At 70.4% G+C, this 26,014-nt stretch carries 24 protein-coding genes; 18 read left to right on the top strand and 6 right to left on the bottom strand.

Annotation, left to right across the window (positions count from 1 at the left end; all coding sequences use genetic code 11):
- Window positions 1–107 precede the first annotated feature (107 nt).
- Together AB0J06_RS17125 and AB0J06_RS17120 are read left to right on the top strand one after the other, a co-directional pair.
- Entirely contained in the window at window positions 108–1,358 is a 1,251-nt protein-coding gene (locus tag AB0J06_RS17125; protein ID WP_357429598.1) for a deoxyguanosinetriphosphate triphosphohydrolase, read from the top strand.
- 78 nt (window positions 1,359–1,436) lie between these two features.
- Window positions 1,437–2,114, top strand: coding sequence for a class I SAM-dependent methyltransferase (locus tag AB0J06_RS17120; protein ID WP_357429477.1), 678 nt, complete (start codon window positions 1,437–1,439; stop codon window positions 2,112–2,114).
- A gap of 133 nt (window positions 2,115–2,247) precedes the next feature.
- Here AB0J06_RS17120 and AB0J06_RS17115 read toward each other — a convergent pair whose 3' ends face one another.
- Together AB0J06_RS17115 and AB0J06_RS17110 are read right to left on the bottom strand one after the other, a co-directional pair.
- On the bottom strand, window positions 2,248–2,667 hold the full coding sequence (locus AB0J06_RS17115) for an NUDIX domain-containing protein (RefSeq protein ID WP_357429475.1): 420 nt from the start codon (window positions 2,665–2,667) through the stop codon (window positions 2,248–2,250).
- A gap of 20 nt (window positions 2,668–2,687) precedes the next feature.
- Window positions 2,688–3,035 carry a VOC family protein gene (locus AB0J06_RS17110; protein ID WP_357429473.1) on the bottom strand — a complete coding sequence of 116 codons (348 nt, stop codon included), beginning with the start codon at window positions 3,033–3,035 and terminating at the stop codon, window positions 2,688–2,690.
- A gap of 72 nt (window positions 3,036–3,107) precedes the next feature.
- On the opposite strand from AB0J06_RS17110, the gene AB0J06_RS17105 reads away from it, so the two are divergent.
- Window positions 3,108–3,482, top strand: a complete 375-nt coding sequence (locus AB0J06_RS17105; RefSeq protein WP_357429471.1) for a metalloregulator ArsR/SmtB family transcription factor — start codon at window positions 3,108–3,110, stop codon at window positions 3,480–3,482.
- Window positions 3,479–4,057, top strand: coding sequence for an SRPBCC family protein (locus tag AB0J06_RS17100; RefSeq protein ID WP_357429469.1), 579 nt, complete (start codon window positions 3,479–3,481; stop codon window positions 4,055–4,057). The genes AB0J06_RS17105 and AB0J06_RS17100 overlap by 4 nt, the downstream gene beginning before the upstream one ends.
- A gap of 15 nt (window positions 4,058–4,072) precedes the next feature.
- On the opposite strand, the gene AB0J06_RS17095 is transcribed toward AB0J06_RS17100, so the two are convergent.
- The 3 genes from AB0J06_RS17095 to AB0J06_RS17085 form a co-directional block, all read right to left on the bottom strand.
- Entirely contained in the window at window positions 4,073–4,372 is a 300-nt protein-coding gene (locus tag AB0J06_RS17095; protein ID WP_357429467.1) for a hypothetical protein, read from the bottom strand.
- A 216-nt stretch (window positions 4,373–4,588) separates the two neighbouring features.
- Complete coding sequence (locus AB0J06_RS17090) at window positions 4,589–4,792, bottom strand: DUF397 domain-containing protein (RefSeq protein ID WP_357429465.1); 204 nt, start codon at window positions 4,790–4,792, stop codon at window positions 4,589–4,591.
- Window positions 4,793–4,799: 7 nt separating this feature from the next.
- The gene (locus AB0J06_RS17085) at window positions 4,800–5,711 is read right to left on the bottom strand and encodes a helix-turn-helix transcriptional regulator (protein WP_357429463.1); all 912 of its coding nucleotides are present in this window, start codon (window positions 5,709–5,711) and stop codon (window positions 4,800–4,802) included.
- Window positions 5,712–5,887: 176 nt separating this feature from the next.
- Between AB0J06_RS17085 and dnaG the strand changes: the two genes are divergently transcribed.
- Window positions 5,888–7,762: a DNA primase gene (gene dnaG / locus AB0J06_RS17080; protein WP_357429460.1), complete on the top strand. Its 1,875-nt coding sequence runs from the start codon at window positions 5,888–5,890 to the stop codon at window positions 7,760–7,762.
- Window positions 7,763–7,764: 2 nt separating this feature from the next.
- Window positions 7,765–8,295 (top strand): hypothetical protein, encoded by a 531-nt coding sequence (locus tag AB0J06_RS17075; RefSeq protein ID WP_357429458.1) that lies wholly within the window; start codon window positions 7,765–7,767, stop codon window positions 8,293–8,295.
- A 141-nt stretch (window positions 8,296–8,436) separates the two neighbouring features.
- Here AB0J06_RS17075 and AB0J06_RS17070 read toward each other — a convergent pair whose 3' ends face one another.
- On the bottom strand, window positions 8,437–9,639 hold the full coding sequence (locus AB0J06_RS17070) for an ROK family transcriptional regulator (protein WP_357429456.1): 1,203 nt from the start codon (window positions 9,637–9,639) through the stop codon (window positions 8,437–8,439).
- Between the two features lie 369 nt (window positions 9,640–10,008).
- On the opposite strand from AB0J06_RS17070, the gene AB0J06_RS17065 reads away from it, so the two are divergent.
- The 12 genes from AB0J06_RS17065 to AB0J06_RS17010 all read left to right on the top strand — a co-directional run.
- Window positions 10,009–10,947, top strand: a complete 939-nt coding sequence (locus tag AB0J06_RS17065; RefSeq protein ID WP_357429454.1) for an ABC transporter ATP-binding protein — start codon at window positions 10,009–10,011, stop codon at window positions 10,945–10,947.
- Window position 10,948: 1 nt separating this feature from the next.
- On the top strand, window positions 10,949–11,716 hold the full coding sequence (locus tag AB0J06_RS17060) for an ABC transporter permease (RefSeq protein WP_357429452.1): 768 nt from the start codon (window positions 10,949–10,951) through the stop codon (window positions 11,714–11,716).
- Between the two features lie 39 nt (window positions 11,717–11,755).
- Window positions 11,756–12,565 carry an ABC transporter permease gene (locus tag AB0J06_RS17055; protein ID WP_357429450.1) on the top strand — a complete coding sequence of 270 codons (810 nt, stop codon included), beginning with the start codon at window positions 11,756–11,758 and terminating at the stop codon, window positions 12,563–12,565.
- A gap of 367 nt (window positions 12,566–12,932) precedes the next feature.
- Window positions 12,933–14,045 carry a sugar phosphate isomerase/epimerase gene (locus tag AB0J06_RS17050; protein WP_357429448.1) on the top strand — a complete coding sequence of 371 codons (1,113 nt, stop codon included), beginning with the start codon at window positions 12,933–12,935 and terminating at the stop codon, window positions 14,043–14,045.
- A gap of 327 nt (window positions 14,046–14,372) precedes the next feature.
- On the top strand, window positions 14,373–15,551 hold the full coding sequence (locus AB0J06_RS17045) for an ROK family protein (protein ID WP_357429446.1): 1,179 nt from the start codon (window positions 14,373–14,375) through the stop codon (window positions 15,549–15,551).
- Window positions 15,548–17,119 carry a sugar ABC transporter ATP-binding protein gene (locus AB0J06_RS17040; RefSeq protein WP_357429444.1) on the top strand — a complete coding sequence of 524 codons (1,572 nt, stop codon included), beginning with the start codon at window positions 15,548–15,550 and terminating at the stop codon, window positions 17,117–17,119. The genes AB0J06_RS17045 and AB0J06_RS17040 overlap by 4 nt, the downstream gene beginning before the upstream one ends.
- Before the next feature lie 151 nt (window positions 17,120–17,270).
- The gene (locus AB0J06_RS17035) at window positions 17,271–18,311 is read left to right on the top strand and encodes an ABC transporter permease (protein ID WP_357429596.1); all 1,041 of its coding nucleotides are present in this window, start codon (window positions 17,271–17,273) and stop codon (window positions 18,309–18,311) included.
- Window positions 18,312–18,428: 117 nt separating this feature from the next.
- Entirely contained in the window at window positions 18,429–19,499 is a 1,071-nt protein-coding gene (locus tag AB0J06_RS17030) for a substrate-binding domain-containing protein (protein WP_357429442.1), read from the top strand.
- Between the two features lie 21 nt (window positions 19,500–19,520).
- Complete coding sequence (locus AB0J06_RS17025) at window positions 19,521–20,738, top strand: Gfo/Idh/MocA family oxidoreductase (RefSeq protein ID WP_357429440.1); 1,218 nt, start codon at window positions 19,521–19,523, stop codon at window positions 20,736–20,738.
- A gap of 216 nt (window positions 20,739–20,954) precedes the next feature.
- Window positions 20,955–24,212: a ThuA domain-containing protein gene (locus tag AB0J06_RS17020; protein WP_357429438.1), complete on the top strand. Its 3,258-nt coding sequence runs from the start codon at window positions 20,955–20,957 to the stop codon at window positions 24,210–24,212.
- A 314-nt stretch (window positions 24,213–24,526) separates the two neighbouring features.
- Complete coding sequence (locus AB0J06_RS17015) at window positions 24,527–25,702, top strand: inositol-3-phosphate synthase (RefSeq protein ID WP_357429594.1); 1,176 nt, start codon at window positions 24,527–24,529, stop codon at window positions 25,700–25,702.
- The coding region (locus tag AB0J06_RS17010; RefSeq protein ID WP_357429436.1) for a UbiA family prenyltransferase at window positions 25,702–26,014 on the top strand (313 nt) is incomplete at its 3' end. The genes AB0J06_RS17015 and AB0J06_RS17010, both read left to right, overlap by 1 nt.

Raw genomic sequence — 26,014 nt, 5'->3', positions numbered from 1 at the left:
TCCGGACAGTCCGTCACTGTCGGTCCCGGCGGCTAGGCTCGGCCGGTGACCGAGCTGACCGATCAGACCGCGCACCACGGGCGTCCGTGGTGACGCCGCGCGCCGCGCTGACCGGGTCGCCCGACGCCGAGCGGTGGAGCCCCGAGCCGCCGAAGGACACCGGCCACAGCCGCAGCCCTTTCGAGCGCGACCGCGCGCGGGTGCTGCACTCGGCCGGGTTCCGTCGGCTCGCCGCGAAGACCCAGGTGCACACCGCCGGCGCGGTCGGGCCCACCGCCACGGACGACTTCCTGCGCACCCGGCTGACGCACTCGTTGGAGGTCGCCCAGATCGCCCGGGAGATGGGGGAACGCCTCGGGTGCGACCCGGACGTGGTCGACGTCGCCGGGCTCGCCCACGACCTTGGCCACCCGCCGTTCGGCCACAACGGCGAGACGGCGCTCGACGCGGTCGCGCAGCCGTGCGGCGGTTTCGAGGGCAACGCGCAGACGCTGCGCGTACTCACTCGGTTGGAGGCCAAGGTGCTCGGCCCGGACGGGTCGTCCGCCGGGCTCAACCTCACTCGGGCCTCGCTCGACGCGACCTGCAAGTACCCGTGGCCGCGCCGGGCCGGAGAGCGCAAGTTCGGCGTCTACGCCGACGACGGTGAGGTCTTCGCCTGGCTGCGCCGGGGCGCGCCGGAGGCCGGGCGGCGCAGCCTGGAGGCCCAGGTGATGGACTGGGCCGACGACGTCGCCTACTCGGTGCACGATGTGGAGGACGCCATCTACGGTGGCTACCTCCCGCTGCGCCGGATGCTGGACGACGCCGACGAGCGGGCCGCGCTCTGCGCCGACGTCGCGGAGAGCTACTCGGCGGAGTCCGCCGGCGATCTCGGCGCGGTGCTGCTGACCCTGCTGGGCGACCCGGCGCTGCGGCCACTGGTGGCCTATGACGGCAGCCACCGCGCGCAGGCCGCGCTCAAACGGATGACCAGCGTGCTGACGGGCCGGTTCGTCGCGGCCGCGGTGACGGCCACGCGGGAGCGGTTCGGAGAGGACCAGCTCCGCCGGTACGTCGCCGACCTGATCGTGCCGCGCGACATCCGCGCGCAGTGCGCGCTGCTCAAGGGCATGGCACTGCGCTACGTGATGCGGCGGCCGGGCGCGCGCAGCGCCTACGACCGGCAGCGGGAGCTGCTCACCGAGCTGGTGTCGGCGGTGGCGGCGGGTGCGCCCGAGGGACTCGACCCGATCTTCGCGCCGCTCTGGAAACTCGCTCCCGACGACGCGGCCCGCCTGCGGGTCGTGATCGACCAGGTCGCTTCGCTGACCGATCCCGCGGCCATGGCCTGGCACGCGCGGCTCACCCGCCGCTGACCTCGGGAGGAAGTGTTGGCCAGTGCTGTCGCTGACGCGATTTTCGCGCAACGCCGGCTCGCCGAGATCTACGACCGATTGGACGCCGACCGCTCCGACCTTGACCTCTACGCGGCGCTCGTCGACGAGTTCACGGCGCGGACCGTCCTGGACATCGGTTGCGGAACCGGCACCTTCGCCTGTCTCCTGGCGAGCCGCGGAGTGACGGTGATCGGGGTCGACCCCGCCGCCGCCTCGCTCGACGTGGCCCGCATGAAGCCCGGCGCGGACAAGGTCCAATGGCTGCACGGAGACGCCGCGTCCCTTCCCCCGCTTCAGGTGGACCTCGCGACGATGACCGCGAATGTCGCTCAGGTCTTTCTGACGGACGAGGAATGGACCTCCACACTGCGTGCCACCCGCGCTGCGCTGCGACCAGGAGGGCGGCTCGCGTTCGAGAGCCGACGGCCCGAGCGCAGGGCATGGCGCGAGTGGAACCGGGAGAAGTCATTCACCCGCGCCGTCATCCCGAACGTCGGCGGCGTCGAGACCTGGGTGGACGTGACCGACGTTCGGGGCAACCTTGTCTCTTTCCGGTGGACCTTCGTGTTCGAGAGCGACGGTGCCGTGCTGACGTCGGATTCCACGTTGTGTTTCCGTACTCGCGACGAGATCGCCGACTCGCTGGTCTCAGCTGGCTTGATCGTCGATGATGTCCGAGATGCCCCGGACCGACCGGGCCGTGAACTTGTTTTCATCGCGCGCCGACCGGCTTGACTCTCCTCGCCTGTGGATGCGGTCGGGCCGGTGCGCGAGCTGCGGTTCGATTTAGCGTCGGCTCGACGGCGAGGAGGGCGAGCACGGCGGCGGCGCGTGTGGTCGACCGCAGCGGCCTCAGTCCGGGTCACCCTCACTGCAGCTCGCCGGCGGCGTGCAGCTCGTCGAAGATGAGTTGGTCGACGGGGGAGACGCGCTCGCGATCGGCGTACGTCAGCCAGGCCAGCTCGGCGATCTCGGAGCTCGGGGCCAGCGCGCCGACGTAGTCGCCGGTGTAGCAGCTCATCCGGACGCGCACCCCGGCCGGCTGGCCGTGCGCCTGTGCCTCGAAGGTGCCGGCGGGGGTGACGGTCTCCGGCATGATCGTGACGGTCAGCTCCTCCGCGACCTCCCGGACCAGGGTCTGCACGTCGCTCTCGCCGGGCTCGCGCTTGCCGCCGGGGAGGTAGTAGACGTCCTTGCCGTGGGAGCGGGTGCTCAGGATCCGCCCGTCCTCGACCCGCAGCCACGCCACCTTGTCGATCAAGCCCTGCGTACCGGTGGGACCCGCCATGTCAGTAGGACCCCTTCGTATCAGTAGGAGCAGACTTCGAGGCGGTTGCCGTCGGGGTCGCGGAACCAGAACCAGGTGACCGGCTGATCCGGCGCGCGCTCCACCGGGCCCACCTCGACATCCCGCTCGGCCAACCAGGCGTGCGCCGCCTCGGCGTCGGCGGCGTAGAAGTTGAACCCCGACCACTCGGTCGCCGCTGGCCCGAGCAGGGTGAGTGGCGGCCCGTCCGGCGCGCGCAGCACGAAGATGTGTTCGGTGTGGAAGAGCTCCGGCCAGCCGAGCGTCTCGGTATACCAGCGGGCGGCCGCGGCGAGGTCGGTGACCTTGACGAAGACGGTGTCGACCTTGTGGAAAGGCGCGTCGGACATCTCGCCAGCCTAGCGGTGCCGGGAATCCCATCATGATTAGCTTATATAAGCCTGAGCTGATAATCTCTCCCCGTGCGCGCGTTCGACATCCTCGGCGACCCGGTCCGGCGCCGCATCCTGGAGTTGCTCGCCGACGGCGAACGGGCCGCCGGAGACGTCGGCGCGGTCGTGCAGGAAGAGTTCGGCATCAGCCAGCCGGCGGTCTCCCAGCATCTGAAGGTGCTCCGGGAGAACGGCTTCGCGCGGGTCCGCGCCGAGGGGGCGCGGCGGCTCTACGCCGTCGATCCCGAACCGCTGCGCGAGGCCGACGTGTGGTTGGAGCACTTCCGGCGCTTCTGGACGCCGCATCTGGACGCGTTGGCGACCGAGCTGGCGCGCGGCAAACGCGGGCGTCGACTCCGCGAACAGCGGGCAGCAGATTCCCCTGAAGGCGAGGAAAAATCATGACCGGCACGTTCGACCCCGTCAGCGACACCGATCGCGAACTGCGCAGCCACCACACCGGCCTCAACACGCTGCTGATCCGCCGCAGCTACGACGCCACTGCCGAGGACGTCTGGGACGCCCTGACCGACCCCGAGCGGCTGGTGCGCTGGTTCCTGCCGATCACCGGAGACCTGCGCGTCGGCGGTCGGTACAGCCTGGAGGGCAACGCCAGCGGCGAGATCGTCCGCTGCGACAAGCCGCGTGAGATCGCGGTGACGTGGGAGTTCGGCGGGGGGACCAGCGATGTCCGGCTGCTCCTGACGCCGAAGGGCGACACGACCGTCCTGGAGCTGGAGCACTCCCCGGTGCCCGCCGAGATCATCCCCAACGCCTCGCCGGAGATGTGGGGGCTGGGCGCGGGATGGGAGATGGGCCTGACCGCACTCGGCGACTACCTGGCCGGCAAGCTGCCCGAGGGCAGGGCGGCGGACTGGATCGCGAGCGCCTCGCCCGAGGACCTGATGGCCGCCGGTCAGCTCTCCGTCCGGATCAGCGACGCCTGGAGCGCGGTCATCGCCGCCAGGCAGACGCCCTAACCCACGCCGGTGTCGTCACCTCGCCGGCGATCCCCCCGAGTGGTGGGCGATTGCCACCAGATCCGCGCAGAGCAGGGCGGACCATCGACGCTCCACGCTGGACAATGGAGCCGAGATGATCTGCGGACGGTCCCCCTCGGTGAGCACCGTGAGGGCGGAGCCGTCCGGCCAGGCGAGCACCCAGCCGGCAACCCCCGGCGGCAGGTCGTCCTGGTCGGCAGGCTCGGGGTGGCGGTAGAGCGCGCAGAGCCGGGGTGCGTCGGCGAGGGCGACGACCTCGAGGTCGTCGATGGCGCAGAACTGCGGTACGGGCATTCGATGCTCCTGCGGGCGCAGTGGCGACGAGGGCGCGGGGGGCCGGGCCATCCGGTGTCGCTTCATGAGCGGGTGCCACGGACTCCGGTGAGTTGATGATCTGCTCTGGATTAGCGAGAGTCACTCAGTAGTGAACAGTTCATGGACCCGACCCACACAGTATTGCGCGCAGAGCGGGCGAGAACAAGACCGCGATGAATGTCTGTGGCGGGCCGGTCAGCGCCGATTCCCGGCGCGCAATCGGTCCAGGTACGCCGACCACGCCATCGGCGTGAAGACGAGAAGCGGCCCGGTCGGGTCCTTCGAGTCACGCACGCCAACGGCTGAACCATCCGTCGCGACCGCGACCTCGACGCAGTTGTCGTTGCCGCCATTGCTGCGGCTCGACTTGATCCAACCGTGGAACACCCGCTGAGTCATCGCGCGTTCATCTCTTTCCTGCGCGTCGTGCCGTCGCCGTGGCGGAGCCTCGTGCGGCTATCCGGTCGGCCGCCTCGGTGAGGAACGCGAGGCTCTCCCCGGCTGGCAGCGCGGCCTCGCGAAGCTGATCGTACAGCCGGAGATAAGGTTCGACCTCGCCCTGGGCGGTGAGGATCAGATCGGTGGTCTCGGTGTCGACCGCCACCACGACGGGATCGTCGTGGTCGGGGTAGGCGTAGAGCGAGAAGGGTGTTCGCGGCTGCACGTAACCGGGGAGCGCGACCTCGATCGGGAGCACCCGTACGGTCGTCCTCGCCGCGGGCTCGCCCGCCAGAGTGACCAGGTGGCGCAGCTGGGCCGCGGTCACCTCGGGCGGCGCGCCGAGTCGGCGTACCGCCAGCTCCTCCAGCACCACCTCGTAGCTGGGCCCGTCCGGTCGCCGCAGCATTCGCTGTCGCGCGCCGCGCGCCTCCACCGCCCGGCTGAGGTCGGCGGGCATCGGCTCGCCCTTGCGTACGGTCTGTTCGGCCCGCACCCGGATGTATTCCGGCAGCTGGAGCAGGCCGGGCACGACGACCGTCTGGTATTCGCGGATGGTCGCCGCGCCGGCCTCCAGATCGGCGTAGAGCTGCTGGCGGACCCCCATATCGGTGCCGTACTCCTCCCACCAGCCGCGCTCGCCGCCGTCACGGGCCACCGCGATCAGTGCGTGCCAGCGCTCGCCGGTCACGCCGAGCGCGTCGAGGAGCTTCATCACGTCCGGCACACTCGGGCGGGTGGTCGCCGTCTCCAGCCGACTGATCTTCAGTCGGTGCATCCCCACCTGCTTACCGAGCTGCTCGTGCGTCAGGCCGGCCGCCTCGCGCAGGGCGCGCAGCTCGGCCGCGAGCCGCTTGCGGCGTACCAGGGGGCTGGCCATGCCGGTCCTCCGTCACGGGGTGGGGGCAGGTGATTCTATCGATGCCCGTGCGGGCGCAGGGGGCCAACGGGAGCGCGGGCCGACGTGACGTGCGCTGCGTCCGTCAACCCCTACCAGTCATGATCGGATAGGCAGGGCAGGATGTACCCCGGAGAGAAGGGGGTGAGCGGCGGCGCATGGCTGGTCGAATCCGGGACGAGGACATCGCGCTGGTGCGTGAACGCACCTCCATCGCCGACATCATCTCCGAGAGCGTCACCCTCAAGTCGGCCGGTGGCGGCAACATGAAGGGGCTCTGCCCGTTCCACGACGAGAAGACGCCGTCGTTCACGGTCGCTCCCGGCCGAAATGTCTACTTTTGCCACGGCTGCGGAGCCGGTGGGGACGCGATCAAGTTCCTCATGGACGCCGAGCACCTGACGTTCATCGAGTCGGTCGAGCGCCTCGCCGACCGGTCCGGCATCCAGCTGCGCTACATCGAGGCCGGTCCGGCGCCCGTACGCCAGCAGCCCGGCCAGAAGCAGCGCCTGGTCGCCGCGCACGCCGCGGCCGTCGAGTTCTACACCGGCCAGCTCGGCACGGCCGGGGCGCGCCCGGCCCGCGAGTTCCTCGCCCAGCGCGGTTTCGACAAGGCCGCCGCCGAGCGCTACGGCTGCGGGTTCGCGCCGGACGCCTGGGACCCGCTCACCAAGCACCTGCGGCAGAAGGGCTTCACCAGTCAGGAGCTGATCACGGCCGGGCTGTCCCGGGAGGCGCGCTCGGGTTCGCTGATCGACCGCTTCCGTCGCCGGCTGCTCTGGCCGATCCGGGAGATCTCCGGTGACGTGATCGGCTTCGGCGCCCGCAAACTCTTCGACGATGACGACGGGCCGAAATACCTCAACACCCCCGAGACGCCGATCTACAAGAAGTCGCACGTCCTCTACGGCATCGACCAGGCCAAGCGGGAGATCGCCAAGCAGGGGCGGGCGGTGATCGTCGAGGGTTACACCGACGTAATGGCCTGCCACCTCGCCGGGGTGCCGACCGCCGTGGCGACCTGTGGCACCGCCTTCGGCGCCGACCACATCTCGGTGCTGCGCCGCCTGCTGATGGACACCGACGCGATCGCGGGGGAGGTCATCTTCACCTTCGACGGGGACGCCGCCGGCCAGAAGGCCGCGTTGCGCGCGTTCGAGGACGACCAGCGCTTCGTCGGCCGCACCTTCATCGCGGTCAGCCCCGACAACATGGACCCGTGCGACCTGCGGCTCGCCAAGGGGGACATGGCGGTCCGCGACCTGGTCGCCCGGCGGGAGCCGCTGGTCGACTTCGCGCTGCGCCAGGTGCTGGACCGTTACGACCTGGACACCGTCGACGGCCGGGTCGAGGCGATGCGCCGCGCGGCGCCGCTGGTCGCGAAGATCAAAGACCGGGAAAAGCGTCCGGAGTACGTCCGCAAGCTCGCCGGCGATCTCGGCATGGAGATCGAGCCGGTGCAGCGGGCCGTGCTCGCCGCCGCCGCGGCGCCACCCAAGGCGGGCAACACCGGGGCGACCGAGGCTCCGGCCCGGCCCGCGCCGGTCGAGTCCGACGTGGACAATCCGCAACTGATGGTCGAACGCGAGGCGCTCAAGCTCGCCCTGCAGCTGCCCGTGCTCGCCGGGCCGATGTTCGACGCGCTCGGCACCGAGGTCTACCGCCACCCGCTGCACCGCGCGATCCGCGTCGCGATCGCCGAGGCCGGCGGCGCGGCTGTCGGGGCCGGTGGCGCGGTCTGGATCGAAGCGGTTCGCGACGCCGCCGCCGACCTCGCCGCCAAGGCGCTCGTCGGCGAACTCGCCGTGGAGCCGCTGCGGCTCGACGGCGAGCCCGACCCGCGCTACGTGTCGGTGACGCTGGCCCGGCTCGAGTGGGGCGCGGTGACCGGGCGGATCCGCGACCTGAAGTCGAAGGTGCAGCGGATCAACCCGGTGGCCCACAAGGATGAGTACTTCGCCCTCTTCGGTGAGCTGCTCTCCCTCGAACAGCACGCACGGGCGCTGCGCGAGCAGGCCGCAGGAGGGTTGTAGACGTGTTCGCACTGTTCCGCCGCCGGCCGAAGTTGCCGGCCGACCGTCGTCCGGCGCTCGACCGTGAGGAGCGGGTGCTCGCCTGGGCGAGCCTCGCCGACTCCGACGCCGTTCTCGTGGTGACCAACCGGGGCCTCTGGCTGCCGGGACGGGACGCCCGACTGGGCTGGCACGACATCCACAAGGCGGTCTGGTCGGGCACCGAACTCGCGGTCACGCCGGCCGCGACGGTCGAGCAGCGTGACGGATACCGCGTCGTCGCCGACCGGGCGGTGGAGTCCTACCGGCTGCCCGACCCCGGCGAGGTGCCGGAGCATGTCCGGACCCGGGTGACCGGCTCCGTGGCGTACAGCCTGCACCACCAGTTCGACGCCGGCGGAGTGCGGGTCGTGGGGAGGCGGGTGAGCGGCGTGGACGGGCTGAGCTGGACCGTGCGCTACGACCCGGCGACCGACGGCGATTCGGCCGAGGCGCGGGAGTTGACCGCGGCGCTGGTCGCCCAGGCCCGCGGTACGGCCGACCCCACGCTGTAGCCCGCGCGCCCGCCCCCGGCGCCTCCGTGGATCAAGGGAGTCGTCGTCGATCAAGGACGTATGCACACGATCGGAGATCAAACCGTGTGCATTCGTCCTTGATCGACAGACAGAGGGAGAGAGGGACCGTCCGGGGCGGGGTCAGGTGGGGGTGCTGGCGGTGAAGACGTGGTCGCTGACCATGCGCGTGGCGCCGACGAGTCCGGCCTGGTCGCCCATCTCGGAGAGCACGATCGGCATGTCGCCGGTCGCCAGCGGCAGCGATGCGCGGTAGACCACGCCGCGGATCTCGGCGAGCAGCGCGTGCCCCATCCCGGCCAACCCGCCACCGATGACGATCATGCCCGGGTTGAAGAAGCTCACCAGGCCGGCCAGCACCTGCCCCACCCGCCGTCCGCCGTCGCGCACCATCCCGATCGCGACCGGGTCGCCGGCGGCGGCCGCGTGCGCGACGTCGACCGCGCTCAGCGTGCCGGCCTGCGCGAGCTGATCGGCCAGGTGGTCGGAGCGGCCGGTGCGGGCCGCGGCGAGGGCGTCGCGGGTGAGCGCCGCACCACCGAAGTACGCCTCCAGACAGCCGACGTTGCCGCAGACGCAGACGGGGCCGTTCGCGTCGACGGCCGTGTGCCCGATGTCGCCGGCGCAGCCGTTGGCGCCCCGGTAGACCGCGCCGCCGACGACGATGCCGGCGCCGATGCCGGCACCGATCTTGACGAAGAGGAAGTCGTCGAAGGACTTGGCGATGCCGGCGTGCTTCTCGCCGAGCGCCATGATGTTGACGTCATTGTCGACCAGGACGGGGCAGCCGAGCTCGGTGCTGAACATTTCGCGTACGGGAAAGCGGTGCCAGCCGGGCATGAAGGGCGGTGAGACCGGCACGCCCTCGCGGAAGCTGACCGGGCCGGGGATGCCGATGCCGGCGCCGGTGAACCGGGTGGTGCCCGAATCCGCGCGGACCTTGTTGATCAGCTCGAGCGCCTGGCCGATCACCGTGGTCGGTCCCTGACGCAGCTCGGTGTGTTCGGTCACCCGCGACAGCACGCGCAGCTCGCCGTCGGTGACCGCGAGGTCGATGGTGGTGGCGCCGATGTTGACGCTGAGAAACCGTGTCGCGGCGGCGATCCGGACGATCGAGGAGCGTCGCCCGCCCCGCGATGCGGCGGGGCCGACCGTCTCGATGAGGCCGCGCTCCAGCAGCCGGTCCAGCTCGGTCGCCACCTTGGAGCGGGAGAGTCCGACGGCGTCCCCGAGCTCGGCGCGGGAGGCCGCTCCGTCGTCGCGGAGCAGACGGAGGACCTGCGACTGGTGCGGGTTTTCCGGCCAGACTCCCAACACGTTCGTCATTTTCCTAACCTGGAGCTGGCGCGGCTGCAGCGACTGGTCGACGGTAGGGCGATAGGCGGGTGCGATCCGTTGTCGCCCTGTCTCCGGCCGATCGAGCGGTGGCGGTCGGCGGTTTCGTCACCTCGCGAGGTGACGAAGGGCAAGCCTGATCTTACGCATCCGGGGGAGCAGCCCCTTCGTGTGCTGGAAACTTAAAGCATTTCCCCCTCAACTTCAAGAATCTTAAGACAAACTTTGTTCTCGTAAACACAAAAGCAGGGTTGTGGGTTGTCGTGACCGATGATCATCATTGCCCGCCGCCCTGGTCGTACCGGGCAATCGCGGAAACTCGGTAGCGGGGGTGTCGTACCTCGGGGTTAGGTTCTTTCGGTGACGGCGAGCAACGATCACGCACTGATCCACGCACGCGGACTGCGAAAGCGGTTCGGCGATTTCACCGCCGTGGACGGCATCGACGTCGACGTGCCGCGTGGGGAGGCCTTCGGCTTCCTCGGGCCCAACGGGGCGGGCAAGAGCTCGACCATGCGGATGGTCGCCTGCGTCTCCCCGCCCACCGGCGGGACGCTGCGGATCCTGGGCATGGACCCGCTCCGGGACGGCCCGGCCATCCGCGCCCGGCTCGGTGTCTGCCCGCAGCTCGACAATCTCGATCCAGAGCTGACGGTGCGGGAAAATCTGACGACCTATGCGCGTTACTTCGGCATCCCGCGCCGGGTGGCGCGGCAACGCGCCGACGAGCTGCTCGATTTCGTGCAGCTCGCCGACCGGTCCGGCAGCAAGGTCGAGCCCCTCTCCGGCGGGATGAAACGCCGGCTGACGATCGCCCGGGCACTGGTCAACCAGCCCGAGCTCGTGCTCCTCGACGAGCCGACCACCGGCCTCGACCCGCAGGCCCGGCACCTCGTGTGGGAGCGGTTGTTCCGGTTGAAGCAGCAGGGGGTGACGCTCGTGCTCACCACGCACTACATGGACGAGGCGGAGCAGCTCTGCGACCGGCTCGTCGTGATGGACGCCGGCAGGATCGCCGCCGAGGGTTCGCCCCGCGATCTCATCACGCGATACTCCACCCGGGAGGTGGTGGAGCTCCGCTTCCCCACGGATTCGCAGCAGGACTTCGCCGGCAAGCTGACCGGGCTCGGCGAGCGGATCGAGGTGCTGCCCGACCGGATCCTGCTCTACGCCGACGACGGTGACGCGGCGCTCGCCCAGGTGCAGCTGCGCGGGCTGGAGCCGACCAGCGTCCTGGTCCGGCGCAGCAGCCTGGAGGATGTGTTCCTGCACCTGACCGGCCGGACGTTGGTGGACTGACGTGAGCGCGCTGACCCCGACCCTGGCGGTGCTGGAGTTCCATCTCATCGGCTACCGACGCACCTGGCGCGGCAGCGTCTTCTCCTCGTTCCTGCTGCCCCTGCTCACCGTGCTCAGTTTCGGCGTGGGCGTCGGCGCCTACGTGGACAGCGGCATCGACGGCGTGCCCTATCTCGACTGGATCATCCCCGGGCTGATCGCCTCCACCGCGATGCAGGTCGCGATGATGGAGTCCACCTGGCCGGTGCTGAGCCGCTTCGAGTGGGTGAAGACGTATTTCTCGCAGGCCGCGGCGCCGCTGCGGATCAGTGACATCCTCGGCGGACAACTGGCCTTCACCCTCCTGCGGGTGCTGTTGACCGCCGCCGCGTTCCTGTTGGTCGCGGCCGGCTTCGGCACGCTGCACTCGGCGTGGGCACCCGCCACACTCCTCCTGGTGCTGCTGGTCGGGGCGGCGGTGGCGTTGCCGACCATCGCGTTCAGCGCGAGCATCCACAGCGACAGTTACCTCGCCCTGCTGTTCCGGGTCGCGGTCATTCCGATGTCGTTGTTCGCCGGCGTCTTCTTTCCGGTCGAGTCGCTGCCGGACGCGCTGCGCTGGCTCGCCTACGTGTCGCCGCTCTGGCACGGCGTCGATCTGTGCCGGGCCGTGACGCTCGGCGTCGCGCCCGCCTGGTCCGTGACCGGTCACCTGCTCTACCTCGCCGCCTGGGTGGCGGTGGGCTGGCTGCTCGCGCACGCCCGGTTCCGCCGCCGCCTGATCGGCTAGCGCGGACGGGCAGCCCAGGAAGCACAGGAAAGAGATGTGATGGTCAGCCTCGTCCTGCCCCGACTGATCGGGCTCCCCGCCGCGGCCCGGCGCTCCGTGTCGGTGATGGAGCGCAACGCCGCCGCGCTCAAGTCCGCCTACTGGTTGGTGTTGATCTCCGGCTTCCTCGAGCCGGTGCTCTACCTGCTCTCCATCGGTGTCGGTGTCGGTGCGCTGATCGGCGACCTCACCCTCCCCACCGGACAGGTCGTCACCTACGCGGCCTTCGTCGCGCCGGCGATGCTCGCGTCGTCGGCGATGTCCGGCGCGCTCGCGGAGACCACCTTCAACTTGTTCGGGAAGATGAAATACGTGAAGCTGTACGACGGGATCCTGGCGACCCCCGTGCAGCCGTTCGAGATCGCCCTCGGCGAGCTGGGTTGGGCGATGCTGCGCGGCGCCGCCTATTCGGCCGGGTTCCTCGGCGTCATGGTGGCGATGGACCTCACCACCGCGGGGCGCGCGCTGGCCGCCTTCCCGGCCGCGGTCCTGGCGGGCTTCGCGTTCGGCGCGCTGGGCATGGCGCTCTCCACATTCATGCGCAGCTGGCAGGACTTCGACCTGATGGGGTCGGCCCAGTTCACGCTCTTCCTCTTCTCCGGCACCTTCGTGCCCGCCGAGTCCTACCCGACGGTGCTGCGGTGGCTGGTCGAGGTCACGCCGCTGTACCGGGCGGTGGATCTCCTTCGGGGCATCAGCCTGGGAAGCCTCGGTGCTGTGCAGCTTTTCGACGTCGGTTACCTGCTCGCGCTGACGGTGCTCGGGTTGACGGTCGCCGGACGGCGGATGGGCAAGCTGCTCTACAAGTAACCACCACCGTCGATAACTTCGTCTCGACTGAGGACAAAGCTATCGGCCTGACGCCCGAAAGTTTGCTTGATCGGGGTCTTTCTTTCCCTCACCTGTAGGGATACCGTCTGCCCAGACGTAACACGTGCGACACAAGTCGCAAACGTCGAGGTCAGCACCGTAAGGGTCCGCCAGGACCCGGGTTGCACCGTGCCAGGGGCGTGGCACGGGCAGCCGCGGACCCTCCGTCGTGACAACCGGTCCCGGCGGCGGCCCGCCCGCACGCCCCGGGCCATCGCGTATCGGCGGCGCATGGCCCACGTACACCGCGGACCCTCCTATTCGAACATCAGGCGACCAGCGGGTCGCCGTAGAAAGGTGGAGAAAAATGGACGAGGTGCAACGCCGTACGGGCGACGCCGCCCGACCCAACCCCGCGCTCACCCGGCGCCGGATCCTCGCCGCCTCGGCCGGGGCGGCGGCCGCCCTCGGCGCCGTCGGGCTGCCCGTGCTGCAGACCGGCCGCCCGGCTACCGCCAAGGACGATTGGCGGGTCGACCCCCTCATTCCCGAGCGCAACCGCGGCATCATCCTCTACAGCGTCCGGGACCGGATCGGTGCGGCGCCGGACGACAGCGGAGTTCCGTACGGCTTCGAGCGGGTGCTCGCCCGCCTCGCCGAGATGGGTTACAAGGAGATCGAGTTCGCCGGTTACAACCAGCACACCTCGATCCTCGGTCGGCAGATCACGCCAGCGGAGATCCGCAAGATCCTCGACGACAACGGCCTGGTCGCCAACGGCACCCACACGTCGATCAACGCCGCCACGTTCCAGCAGCAGTTGGACATCGCGGAACAGCTCGGCATGAAGAACATCGGCACGGGCGGTGACCCGACCGGCAGCGCGCACCAGGCCGACTGGGACGCCGCCGCGGACCTGTGGAACGAGCTGGGCCGGCAGGCGAAGGCGCGCGGGATGCGGCTCTACACCCACAACCACGACGCCGCCTACGGGTTCCTGCTCGACAGTGGCCCGCTGGACGCCAACAACAAGCCGACCCGCTCGTCCGGCATCCGCAAACTCGAGTACTTCATGGGCAAGACCGACCCGAAGTACGTCTTCTTCGAGCTGGACATCTTCTGGGCGTACGTGGCCCGCTACAAGCACACCAAGTACGTCAACTCGTCGGGCCGCGAGCGCACCGACCTGTTCGACCCGATCCTGACCGTGGCGAAGCGTCCCAAGCGCTTCCCGCTCTTCCATGCCAAGGACGGCAACCGGAACACCGCGGTGCCCAACGGCTACGACATGACGCCGTTCGGTGAGGGCGACATCAATTTCCAGCAGTTCTTCCAGACCATCGGCGAGTACGACTTCCACCACGCCAACTGGGAGATGGACACCGCGCCCGGCGGCGCCGCCAACCCGGGCCAGTCGTTGGACTTCGCCAACCTCAGCTACCAGAACATGTCCGAGTTGACCATCTACAGCAACGACTGATCCGGATACCGACACGGACGGCGACCCGGCCGCGCACCGCGCGCGGCCGGGTGTCGCCGCATGCCCGCGACGCCTTGCTGATCAAGGGATTCGTCGCGCCCGCGCCGGGTCCGTCGGCTGTGGACCTCGTGATCACGGTGGCCGGGGAGGGCGCGGAGGGTGCGGAACAAGATTGTTTTGCCGGGCCTGTCAATGACTTCTGCTTTGTTCGATAAAAGTTACGGCCTTAGTGGAGCAAAGCTCTAGACACGAAGGTGAGAACGCTCCTACTGTGTCGAGCACAACACGCCGAGGTTGCGTCGGTGTGAATCCCCCGGAGGTGACCCAGTGCGCACCGCGGACCCCCTGCATCTGCGACTGCTGCGCCTGCTGCGCGACCAGGGCGCCATCTCCCGCGCCGAGCTCGCCGACCAGCTGGAGATCCCGCGTCCGCGGCTCCTCGCCGAGCTGGACCGGTTGGTCGGCACGCGATTCGTGACCGAGGCAGGGATGGCCGCCTCCCGTGGCGGCCGCCGCTCCACCCTGGTCGAACTCAACCCCGATCTCCGCTTCGCCGCCGTGGATCTGGGCGCCAGCTCCATCGACGTCGAGGTCACCAACGGCCGGCTGGAGCCGATCGCCGCCTACAGCGAGGCCTCGGACATCCGCTCCGGTCCCAAGGTGATCCTGCACCGGGTCAACGAGCTGCTGGCCAAGGCGAAGGTCGACGGCGTCTACGAGCGGCTCGACTCGATCGGCATCGGCGTGCCGGGGCCGGTCAGCTACCGCGACGGCGTCCCCGTGTCGCCGCCGATCATGCCCGGCTGGGACCGGTTCCCGGTCCGTGAGCTGCTCACCCGTGAGCATGGCTGCCCGGCGGTGGTCGACAACGACGTCAACATCATGGCGATCGGGGAGCGGCACGGCGGGGTCGCGCACTCCGTCGACGACTTCCTCTTCCTGAAGATCGGCACCGGCATCGGCTGCGGCATCTACCTGACCGGTGGGGTCTACCGCGGCACCGACGGCTGCGCCGGGGACATCGGCCACATCCAGGTCGACGCCAACGGCCCGATGTGCTCCTGCGGCAACGTCGGATGCCTGGAGGCGCTGTTCAGTGGGGCGGCGCTGGCCAAGGAGGCCACCATGGCGGCCCGCGCCGGCACCTCCCCGGCCCTCGCCGAGCGCTTCGCGGCGGGCGGCGCGGTCTCCGCCCGCGATGTCGCGGAGTGCGCGACCGAAGGCGACCCGACCTGCATCCGACTGATCCGCGACGGAGGACGCCGGGTCGGCAGCGTCCTCGCCGGCCTGGTCAGCTTCGCCAACCCCTCGATGATCGTCATCGGCGGCGGGCTCGCCCACCTCGGGCACATCCTGCTCGCCGAGATCCGCAGCGTGGTCTACCGCCGTTCGCTGCCGCTGGCCACCGGCAACCTGCCGGTGGTCCTCTCCGAGCTGGGCTCGCGCGCCGGCGTCACCGGGGCCGCGGTGCTCGCCAGCGACGTCGCCTTCGAGCAGGCGTCATGACCGAGTCAACCATCGTGAGCGGAGGAAGCGAGATGGCCGAGACCGACGAGCGTCCGGTCGTGCTGCGCCTCACCGACGTGGTGAAGACCTTCCCCGGCGTACGCGCCCTCGACGGCGTGCAGCTGGAGGTCCGCGCCGGCGAGGTGCACTGCCTGCTCGGGCAGAACGGCGCCGGCAAGTCGACCCTGATCAAGGTGCTGGCCGGGGTGCACCGCCCCGACTCGGGCCAGGTCGAGTGGCTCGGCGAGCAGGTGGACTTCGCCAACCCGCAGGCCGCGATGAAGGGCGGCATCGCCACCATCTACCAGGAGCTCGATCTGGTCGAGGACCTGTCGGTGGCGGAGAACGCCTTCCTCGGCCACGAGCCGCGCCGGCTCGGCTTCGTCCGCACCGGACAGATGGCGCGGGCCACCCGCGACATCCTCGGTCGGCTCGGCCACGCCGAGATCCCGCCGCGCCGCCTGGTGCGCTCGCTGCCCGCGGCGGGCAAGCAGATCGTCAGCATGGCCCGCGCCCTGTCGCACGAGGCCAAGCTGATCATCATGGACGAACCGAGCGCGGTGCTCGCCCATGACGAGGTCGGCAACCTCTTCCGGATCATCCGGGAGCTCACCGCGCAGGGGATCGCGGTCATCTACATCTCGCACCGGCTGGAGGAGATCCGCGAGATCGGCGACCGCGTTACCGTACTCAAGGACGGCCGGACCACGGCCGCCAACCTGCCCGCGCGTTCCACCCCTACGCGCGAGCTGGTCAGCCGGATGACCGGACGCACCATCGAGTACGTCTTCCCGGAGCGCCCGGCGGCCGAGCCCCGCGGCGGGGACCTGCTCCGGGTCGACGGGCTCACCCGGCACGGCGAGTTCGCCGACGTCTCCCTCTCCGTCGGGCCGGGCGAGGTCGTCGGCATCGCCGGTCTCGTCGGATCCGGCCGCTCCGAACTGCTGGAGACCATCTTCGGCGCCCGCCGCGCGGAGGCGGGCACGGTGCGGATGTCGGGTAAGGCGTTGCGCGCGGGGAGCGTCGGGGCCGCCGTCCGCGCCGGCATGGGGATGGCGCCGGAGGAACGCAAGAGCCAGGCGCTGCTGCTCGGCGAGCCGATCTACCGCAACGTCACGCTCTCCACGTTCAGCCGACTCGCCCGCGCCGGGTTCACCGACGCCGGGCGTGAGCTGGCCGAGGCGAACCGGATCGCGGAGAAGCTGGACCTGCGCCCGCGTGACGTGCGGCGGGCGGTGCGTCAGCTCTCCGGCGGCAACCAGCAGAAGGTGGTGGTCGGCCGCTGGCTGCTGGGGGAGACCCGGCTGCTGCTGCTCGACGAGCCCACCCGCGGCGTCGATGTCGGCGCCCGGGCCGAGCTCTACCAGGTGATCCGTGCCCTGGCCGCGCAGGGCGTCGGGGTGCTGCTGGTCTCCAGCGAGGTGCCCGAGGTGCTCGGTCTGGCCGACCGGGTGCTGGTCATGCGCGAGGGGCGGGTCATCCACGAGGCGCCCGGCAGCGAGCTCGACGAAGAGACCGTGCTGGATCTCGTGATGGCGGGATCGCTGATGGAAGGCGCCGCCGCATGAGCGACGCGACCCGAAGCGGGGGCATCGATACCGGGGGAATCGATACCGGGGGAATCGACACCGGCCGACTTGCGAACGAAGGAGAAGGACTGTGACCGCGGACGAGGCGACGGCGCATGCCGGACCTGGGGAGGCAACCGCGACCGCGACGATGCCCGGACCGGCGAAGGAACAGCACCGCGGCGACACGGGAAGCTGGTGGCGCTCGGACGCCAGCGACTACGCCAAGCGCAACCTCGGGCTGGTCGGGGTGCTGGTGGCGCTGGTCGTCATCGGCATCATCACCCAGCCGGAGCTCTACAGTGACGCCACCTGGGTCAAGAACAACACGTTCACGATCCTGCAGCAGGCCTCCGCGATCGGTGTGGTCACGGTCGGTATGACGTTTGTGATCATCGGCGGCGGCATCGACCTGTCGGTCGGCGCGATCATGGCGCTGGCCGGCGTCTGGGCCACCACGCTGGCGACCCAGAGCTACGGCGCCGGCGGCATGATCTTCACCGGGCTCGTCGTCGGCCTCGGCGTCGGCCTGGTCAACGGGGTGCTGATCTCGTACGGCCGGCTGGTGCCCTTCATCGCCACGCTGGCGATGATGGTCGCGGCCCGCGGCCTGGCGGCCGAGATCTCCAACAAGCAGACGCAGGTCTCGACCTCGCAGTTCATCAACGACATCGCGAGCACCAAGCTGCTCGGCATCCCGGTGCTGGTGGTGATCCTGGTGGTCGTCGCGGCGCTGGGCTGGGTGCTGCTCAACCGCACCACCTTCGGCCGGCGCACGGTGGCGGTCGGCGGAAACGGCGAGGCGGCCCGCCTCGCCGGCATCAACGTCAAGGCCCACACCCTGATGCTCTACGCCCTCTCCGGGCTCTGCTGCGGCATCGGCGCGATCATGCTGACCGCCCAGGCCAACTCCGCGCAGGCCGCGATGGCCAACCTCTACGAACTCGACGCGATCGCCGCGGCGATCATCGGTGGCACGCTGCTCAGCGGCGGCCGCGGCACCATCGTCGGAGCGCTCCTCGGGGTGCTCGTCTTCTCCACCATCACGAACCTCTTCGCGATCAACGGCCTCACCACCGAATCGCAGAACATGATCAAGGGCGGCATCATCGTCGCCGCCGTACTGGTCCAGCAGTTCCGTTTCAACTCCCTGACCCAGCTCCTGTCGCGCAACAAACTCACCACCGGGTAACCCACCGCCCCAGCACCACCTGGGTGACCGTCCCGCCGGGACGGCCGCCGGGCCCGTCACACCCGAAAACCCCACCACCGCACCCACATCCCCACCACCTGACACCAGGAGGTCGTCATGACCAAGTTCTTCGGCAGGGCGGAAGGAAGCGACCTGTCCCGTCGCCGGCTGCTGCTCGGCGGTGCCGCGGTCGGCGCCGGCGCGCTGCTCACGGCGTGCACCAGCAACGAGAGCTCGCCACAGAGCGCCCAGACCAAGGGGGCGGACGGCGCCAACCCGAACGCCGCCGCCGGCAAGAAGGTGGTGGTCGGCTTCTCCGCGCCCGCGGCCGACCACGGCTGGCTCGCCGCGATCACCAACAACGCCAAGTCGCAGGCCGCGGCGTACTCGGACGTGGAGTTCAAGAGCGTCGAGGCCGGCGCGGACGCCGCGGCCCAGCGTGCCGCGATCGACACGTTGATCGCGCAGAAGCCGGACGTCATCGTGATGCTGCCGCATGACGGCAAGGAGCTCACCGCCAGCGGCCGCAAGGCGATGGAGGCGGGGATCCCCGTGATCAACCTCGACCGGGCCTTCACCCAGGCGCTCGCCTACCGCGTCATGATCAAGGGCGACAACTACGGCATGGGCGTCTCTGCCGGCAACTACATCGCCGCGGAGCTCAAGAAGAAGGGCGTCACCGCCCCGATCATCGGCGAGATCGCCGGCATGGACGAACTGGAGCTGACCCAGGAACGCTCCACCGGCTTCCGCGAGGCGCTCGCCGCCCACGGTTTCAAGGTCGCCAACCGGCGGGCCGCCCGGTTCACCGCGGACAGCGGCCAGCAGGAGGCGGCGAACCTGCTCCAGGCGCTGCCGAAGATGGACGCGCTCTGGAACCACGACGACGACCAGGGGATCGGCGTGCTCGCGGCGGTCAAGCAGGCCAACCGGAGTGAGTTCTTCATGGTGGGCGGCGCCGGCTCGAAGGCCGCGATCGAGGCGATCCAGGCCGACAACAGCGTGTTGAAGGCGACCGTCACCTACAGCCCCTCGATGGCTTCCTCGGCGATCTCGCTGGCCCGGCTGCTCGGGCAGAGCAAGGGCATGTCCGACCTGGTGGAACTCCAGGTGCCCAAGGAGATCACGCTGGCCTCGGAGACCATCACCAAGGAGAACGCGAGCAGCTACCTCAAGCTCGGGTTCTGACATAGCGGGGGGAGTCCCACCTTGTCCACTGTAGAAAATGAGCTGCGGATCGGCATGGTCGGCTACGCGTTCATGGGCGCCGCGCACTCGCAGGCGTGGCGCACCGTGAACCGGGTCTACGACCTGCCGGTGCGGGCCCGGATGGCGGTCGTCTGCGGCCGGGACGAGTCGAAGGTGGCGGAGGCCGCCACCCGGCTCGGCTGGGAAGGCCACACCACCGACTGGCGCGCGCTGATCGCCCGGGACGACATCGACGTGATCGACATCTGCACGCCGGGCGACAGCCACGCCGAGATCGCGATCGCGGCGCTGGCCGCCGGCAAGCACGTGCTGTGCGAAAAGCCGTTGGCCAACACCGTCGAGGAGGCCCAGGCCATGACGGCCGCGGCGGCCGAGGCGCGGGCCGCGGGCGTACGGGTGATGTGCGGGTTCAACTACCGTCGCGTCCCGGCGCTCGCCCTGATGCGGCAGCTCGTCGAGAGTGGCCGGATCGGCGTCATCCGGCACGTGCGCGCCACCTACCTGCAGGACTGGATCGTCGATCCGCAGTTCCCGCTCGTGTGGCGGCTACAGAGGGACAAGGCGGGCTCCGGCGCGCTGGGTGACATCGGCGCGCACATCATCGACGCCACCCAGTTCGTGACCGGCCAGCGGATCACCAGCGTCAGCGGCCTGACCGAGACCTTCGTCAAGGAACGGCCGCTGCCGGGGGAGGCCAGTGGCCTCGCCGCATCGGTCGACGGCCACCTCGACGGGGCCGGCCCGGCGACCGGCCCGGTCTCCGTGGACGACGCGGCGCTCTTCATCGCCCGGCTCGACGGCGGCGCGGTCGGCACGTACGAGGCGACCCGCTTCGCCACCGGCCGCAAGAACGGGCTCCGCATCGAACTCAACGGCTCGCTCGGCTCCGTCGCGTTCGACTTCGAGCGGATGAACGAACTGGAGTTCTACGACGCCACCCTGCCCAGCCAGGAGCAGGGGTTCAGTCGGATTCTGGTGACCGAGCCGGAGCACCCGTACCTGTCGGCCTGGTGGCCCGCCGGCCACCTCATCGGGTACGAGCACTCCTTCACCCACCAGGCGCGTGACTTCCTGGAGGCGCTCGCCAACGGGGTGGACCCGTCGCCGTCGTTCGCCGAGGCGCTCCAGGTCCAGCGGGTGCTGGAGGCGGTGGAGCGCTCGGCGCAGGAACGGGCGTGGACCGCGGTGGAATCGGCCCTCACCGCGGCACCCGCCTGAACGAAGAGACTCCTCGCGTCCGCACGCGAGGGTCCGCACGCGGTTGCGCCCCGCGTGCGGAGCTGCGGACACGAGGAACGGCCGTCCGGCGCGGCCGGACCGGGATTCCCCGGCCGCGCCGGACGACCAGAGGCGCAACAGCAGGACCTTGGCGGACGTGGCACCGCGCCAGGGGTAGGCATCGACGATATCCGCCAGCCCCCCGGAGGAACACACATGGCAACAACGGCACGACGATGGTTCGCCCTCGTCGCCGCGGCCACGCTGTCCGCCCCCCTGATCGCGACCGGTACCGCGACGGCACACCCCGGACACGACGGCCATGACGGCTACCAGGTGCTCGTCTTCACGCGCACCGACGGTGTCCCGCACGACTCCATCGACAAGGGTGTCAGCGCCATCCGCGCCCTGGGTGACAGCAACGGCTTCACCATCGACGTATCGCGGAACGCGACCGCCTTCACCGAGGAGAACCTCGCCAACTACAAGGCCGTGGTCTTCCTCAACACGACCGGCGAGCTGCTCAACGACCCGCAGCAGGCGGCGTTCGAGCGGTACGTCAAGGCCGGCAACGGCTATGTCGGCGTGCACGCCGCCGCCGAGGGCGAACCGCAGTGGGCCTTCTACCGCGACCTGGTCGGCAGCACCGTCTCCGGCGCGTCCGCGGTGGCCCGGGCGACGATCGACGTCGCGGATCGCGCGCACCCGTCGACCCGGCCGCTGCCGCGCGAGTTGACGCTCGACGAGGAGTGGTACAACTTCGCGACCAACGTGCGCGGCACGGCCCACGTGCTGGCGACGGTCAGCGAGAAGAGCTACCCCGGCGGCACGATGGGCTTCGACCATCCGGTCACCTGGTGCCGCGACTACCAGGGCGGCCGCTCCTGGTACACCGGGCTCGGCCACTCCTCCGGCACGTACGCCAACGGCGCCTTCCGCAAGCATCTGCTGGGCGGCATCCAGTGGGCGGCCGGCGCGGCTGCGGGGGACTGCGGCGCGACGGTGCTCGCCAACTACGAGAAGGTCGTGCTCAACGACCAGCCGGGCGAGCCGATGACGCTGGCCGTGCTCCCCGACGGGCGGGTGCTGCACAACACCCGGGGCGGTGAGGTCCGGCTCTACGACCCGAAGAGCGGGGCGAGCCCCATCATCAACACTCTTCCCGTCTACCAGCACGACGAGGACGGCCTGCAGTCCGTCACGCTCGACCCCGACTTCGCCACCAACAAGTGGGTCTACCTCTACTACGCCCCGAAGCTGAACACGCCCGTGGACGATCCGGCGACCCCCGGTGTCAACGAGGGCGACGCCCCGGCGACCAGCGCGGATCCCACGGTCTGGGACACGTTCAAGGGCTACAACCAGCTGTCCCGGGTGAAGTTCGTCGAGGAGCCGAGCCCGCACCTGGACATGTCCACCGAGCAGCAGATCCTGCGGGTGGACGTCGACCGGGGCATCTGCTGCCACGTCGCCGGTGAGGTCAAGTTCGACGGCAAGGGCCTGCTCTACCTGGTCACGGGTGACGACACCAACGCGGGCGGCTCGGACGGCTACACCCCGATCAACGAGTCGCCGACCCAGGGCCCGGGCTATGACGCGCAGCGTTCCTCGGCCAACACCAACGACCTCCGCGGCAAGCTGCTGCGGATCAAGGTCAAGGCGGACGGCACGTACAGCATCCCCGCCGGCAACCTCTTCCCCGAGCCCGCCGACCGCGACAACAAGACGCGGCCCGAGATCTTCCTGATGGGGCTCCGCAACGCGTTCCGCTTCGACGTCGACGCCCGCGGCTTCGTCTACGTCGGTGACTACTCGCCCGACTCGCGCGTGCCCAGCGCCACCCGCGGCCCGGAAGGCGCCGGTCGCTGGTTCGCCACCAACAAGGCCGGCAACTACGGCTGGCCGTACTGCTACTCGCCGACCCTGCCCTACATCGACTACGACTTCGCCACGAAGACGTCGAAGGGCGCGTTCAACTGCGCGGCCCCGGTCAACGACTCGCCGCGCAACACCGGCCGCGGCACGCTGCCGCCGGTGCAGCAGCCGCAGTTCTGGTACACCTTCAACGGCACCACGCCCTGCGCGGACACCTACCTGGCCAGCCCGGCCGGCACCTGCGACTTCAAGTGGCCGGTGATCGGCACCGGTGGCGTCGGTCCGATGGGTGGCCCGGTGTACAAGTACGACGACGCCCTGCAGTCGGCGAACAAGCTGCCGGAGTACTACAACGACGCCGTCGTCTTCGGCGAGTTCACCCGCGACAAGATCTTCATGATGCGCACCAACGGCAGCGGCCAGCTGCACGGGGTGGAGCAGTTCCTGCCGGGGTTCGTCTTCGACAACCCGATGGACATGGAGTTCGGCCCGGACGGCAGCCTCTACCTGCTGGAGTACGGCGACGGCTTCTTCCGGGCCAACCCGGACGCCGCGCTGTCGGTGGTCCGCTACGTCAAGGGAACCCGTGGACCGGTCGCCGAACTCAACGCGACGCCGACCTCCGGCCGGACCCCGCTGACCGTGCAGTTCTCCAGCGCCGGTTCGCGCTCCCCGGAACCGGGCGAGTCGATCTCGGTCGCCTGGGACTTCGACGGCAACGGCACCACCGACTCCACCGCGGCGAACCCGTCGCACACGTACACGGTCAACGGGGTCTACTACGCCAAGCTGACGGTGACCAGCACCAGCGGCAAGACCGCGTCGCTGAGCCGGACCATCACGGTCGGCAACACGGCCCCCACGGTGACGGTGACCTCCCCGGTCTCGGGCTCCTTCTTCAACTGGGGCGACCCGGTGCCGTACACCATCACGGTCACCGACCCGGAGGACGGCGAGATCGACTGCAGCCGGGTGACCGTGACGTTCGTCCTCGGCCACGACGGCCACGGGCACCCGGACAGCTCCACCACCGGCTGCACCGGCACGCTCGCGACCCCGGCCGACGGTGGTGACCACGCCGGTGGCTACCTCTACGGCGGCATCAGCGCCACGTACACGGATCTGGGCGCGAACGGTCAGCCCGCGCTGACCACGGTCGGCCAGGCCACCGTCCAGACGCGCCAGCAGCAGGCCGAGAACGCGCAGGTCAAGCAGGGCGTCACCACCGCCACCACGAACGACGCCGGCGGCGGCCTGCACCTGACCGGCATCGACAACGGCGACCACATCGCCTTCGATCCGATCAACCTGGGCGACGCGGAGAGCATCACGTTCCGCTACGCCGGCGGCTCGACCGCGACGGTGGGCACCCCGCGGGCCACCGTGGAGCTCCGGGTGGGCGCGCCGGACGGCCCGCTGGTGACCACGGCGACGCTCAACGCCACCAGCGGCACGACCGCGTGGGCGAGCCAGACGGTCCCGGTCAGCCACCCGGCCGGCGCGCAGCAGCTCTACCTGGTCTTCAAGCCGGTCACCGGCGGACCGACCAGCGGCTTGGTCAACCTCAACTGGGTCGAGTTCGGCACCACGACCCCGTAAGGCGCCCGGTGGTCGGGCGGGTCCGCCCGCCCGACCACCGGGGGACATACAACTGAATAGCACGTGGAACAGCGGGGGAGGCAGGGTCGAGACGCCGACCGACCCTGCCTGCCACTGCCCCGTCCGCCTGGTCGACCGGGCCCGGGACGGCGTCGTCGACGCCGACTTCGGCGCCGTCACGGTGGTGCCACCCTGGCTCGGCCAGGCGGACGGGGCCCAATTCTCCCCGGTGCGGTTATCGATCGACATCGACCGGTTGGCCGTCACGGGGGGAACGGCACAACGGCCATATCGGCGTGGCACTGGAGGCGAAGATGCGTACGGGAGTCTGGTTAATCGGCGCGCGTGGCTCGGTCGCGGTCACCAGCATCGTCGGAGCGCTGGCGCTGCGCGCCGGGCTCGCCGAGCCGACCGGCTGTGTCACCGAACTGCCGGAGCTGCGCAGCCCGGCGCTGCCCGGGCTCGGCGATCTCGTCTTCGGCGGGCACGACATCGCCGAGACGCCGTTGCTGAAGAAGGCGGACGGGCTCGCCGCCGCCGGAGTCGTGCCGGCCCGGCTGGTCGACGCCGTCCATGACGAGTTGACCGCGGTGGAGCGGGAGGTGCGACCGCTGCCGACCGCCGCCACGCAGGCGATGACCGCGGAGCTGATCGCCGCGGACCTCGTCGCGTTCCGGGAGCGGCACCGGCTCGACCGGGTCGTCGTGGTCAACGTCTCCACCACCGAACCCGTGGCAGCGCCGCACCCGGCGCACGCCGAGCTGGCCGCGCTCGACGCCGCGCTCGCGGCCCCCGGCGAGGTGCTTCCGGGCAGCTCGCTCGTCGCGTACGCGGCCTTCCACGCGAGCTGTTCCTATGTGGACTTCACGCCGTCCACCGGCGCCCGGCTGCCCGCCCTCGCCGAGCTGGCGCACGAGCGCGGGGTGCCCTACACGGGGCACGACGGCAAGACCGGCGAGACGCTGGTGAAGTCGGTGCTCGCCCCGATGTTCGCGCTGCGTCACCTGCGGGTGCGGACGTGGTCCGGGATCAACCTGCTCGGTGGCGGCGACGGCGCCAACCTCGCCGACCCCGCCGCCAACGCCGCGAAGACCGCGAGCAAGCAGCGTGTGCTCGGCGAAACGCTCGGCTACCAGCCGCAGGGGACGACCCGCATCGAGTACGTCGACGACATCGGCGACTTCAAGACGGCCTGGGACCTGATCACCTTCTCCGGCTTCCTCGGCACCGCGATGCGCATGGAGTTCTCCTGGCACGGCTGCGACTCCGCGCTCGCCGCCCCGCTCGTGCTGGACCTGGCCCGGCTCACCGCCGCCGCGCACCGGGTCGGACGCGCCGGCCCCCTGCCCGAACTCGCCTTCTTCTTCAAGGATCCGATCGGCGCCGGTCCGCACTCGCTCGCCGAGCAGTGGGCGGTGCTCGCCACGTTCGTCGGCGGGCTCGGCGTCAGCGGATCCGACGCCGGCGGCCGCGACGGGGACGTGGTCTGATGCCGCGGTTGCGTGATCTCGTCGAACTGGTCCGCGCGCCCGCCGCGCTCTCCGTCCCCGGTGATGTGGTGGCCGGCGCCGCCGCGGCCGGCGTGCTCGACCGCCGCACCCCGGTGCTGGCCGGCGCGTCCGTCTGTCTGTACTGGGCGGGGATGGCGGCGAACGACTGGGCCGACCGGGAACTAGACGCGGTGGAGCGCCCCGAGCGCCCGGTCCCGTCCGGCCGGGTCAGCGCCCCCGCCGCGCTGGGGATCGCCGCCGGGCTGACCGCCGCCGGGCTGGCCCTCGCCGGCGCCGCGGGCGGACGGCGGG

The sequence above is a fragment of the Micromonospora sp. NPDC049679 genome (assembly GCF_040659735.1).
GTDB lineage: Bacteria > Actinomycetota > Actinomycetes > Mycobacteriales > Micromonosporaceae > Micromonospora_I.
Note: the sequence above shows the minus strand (reverse complement) of the source record. Positions and strands in the feature narration are given on the sequence as shown.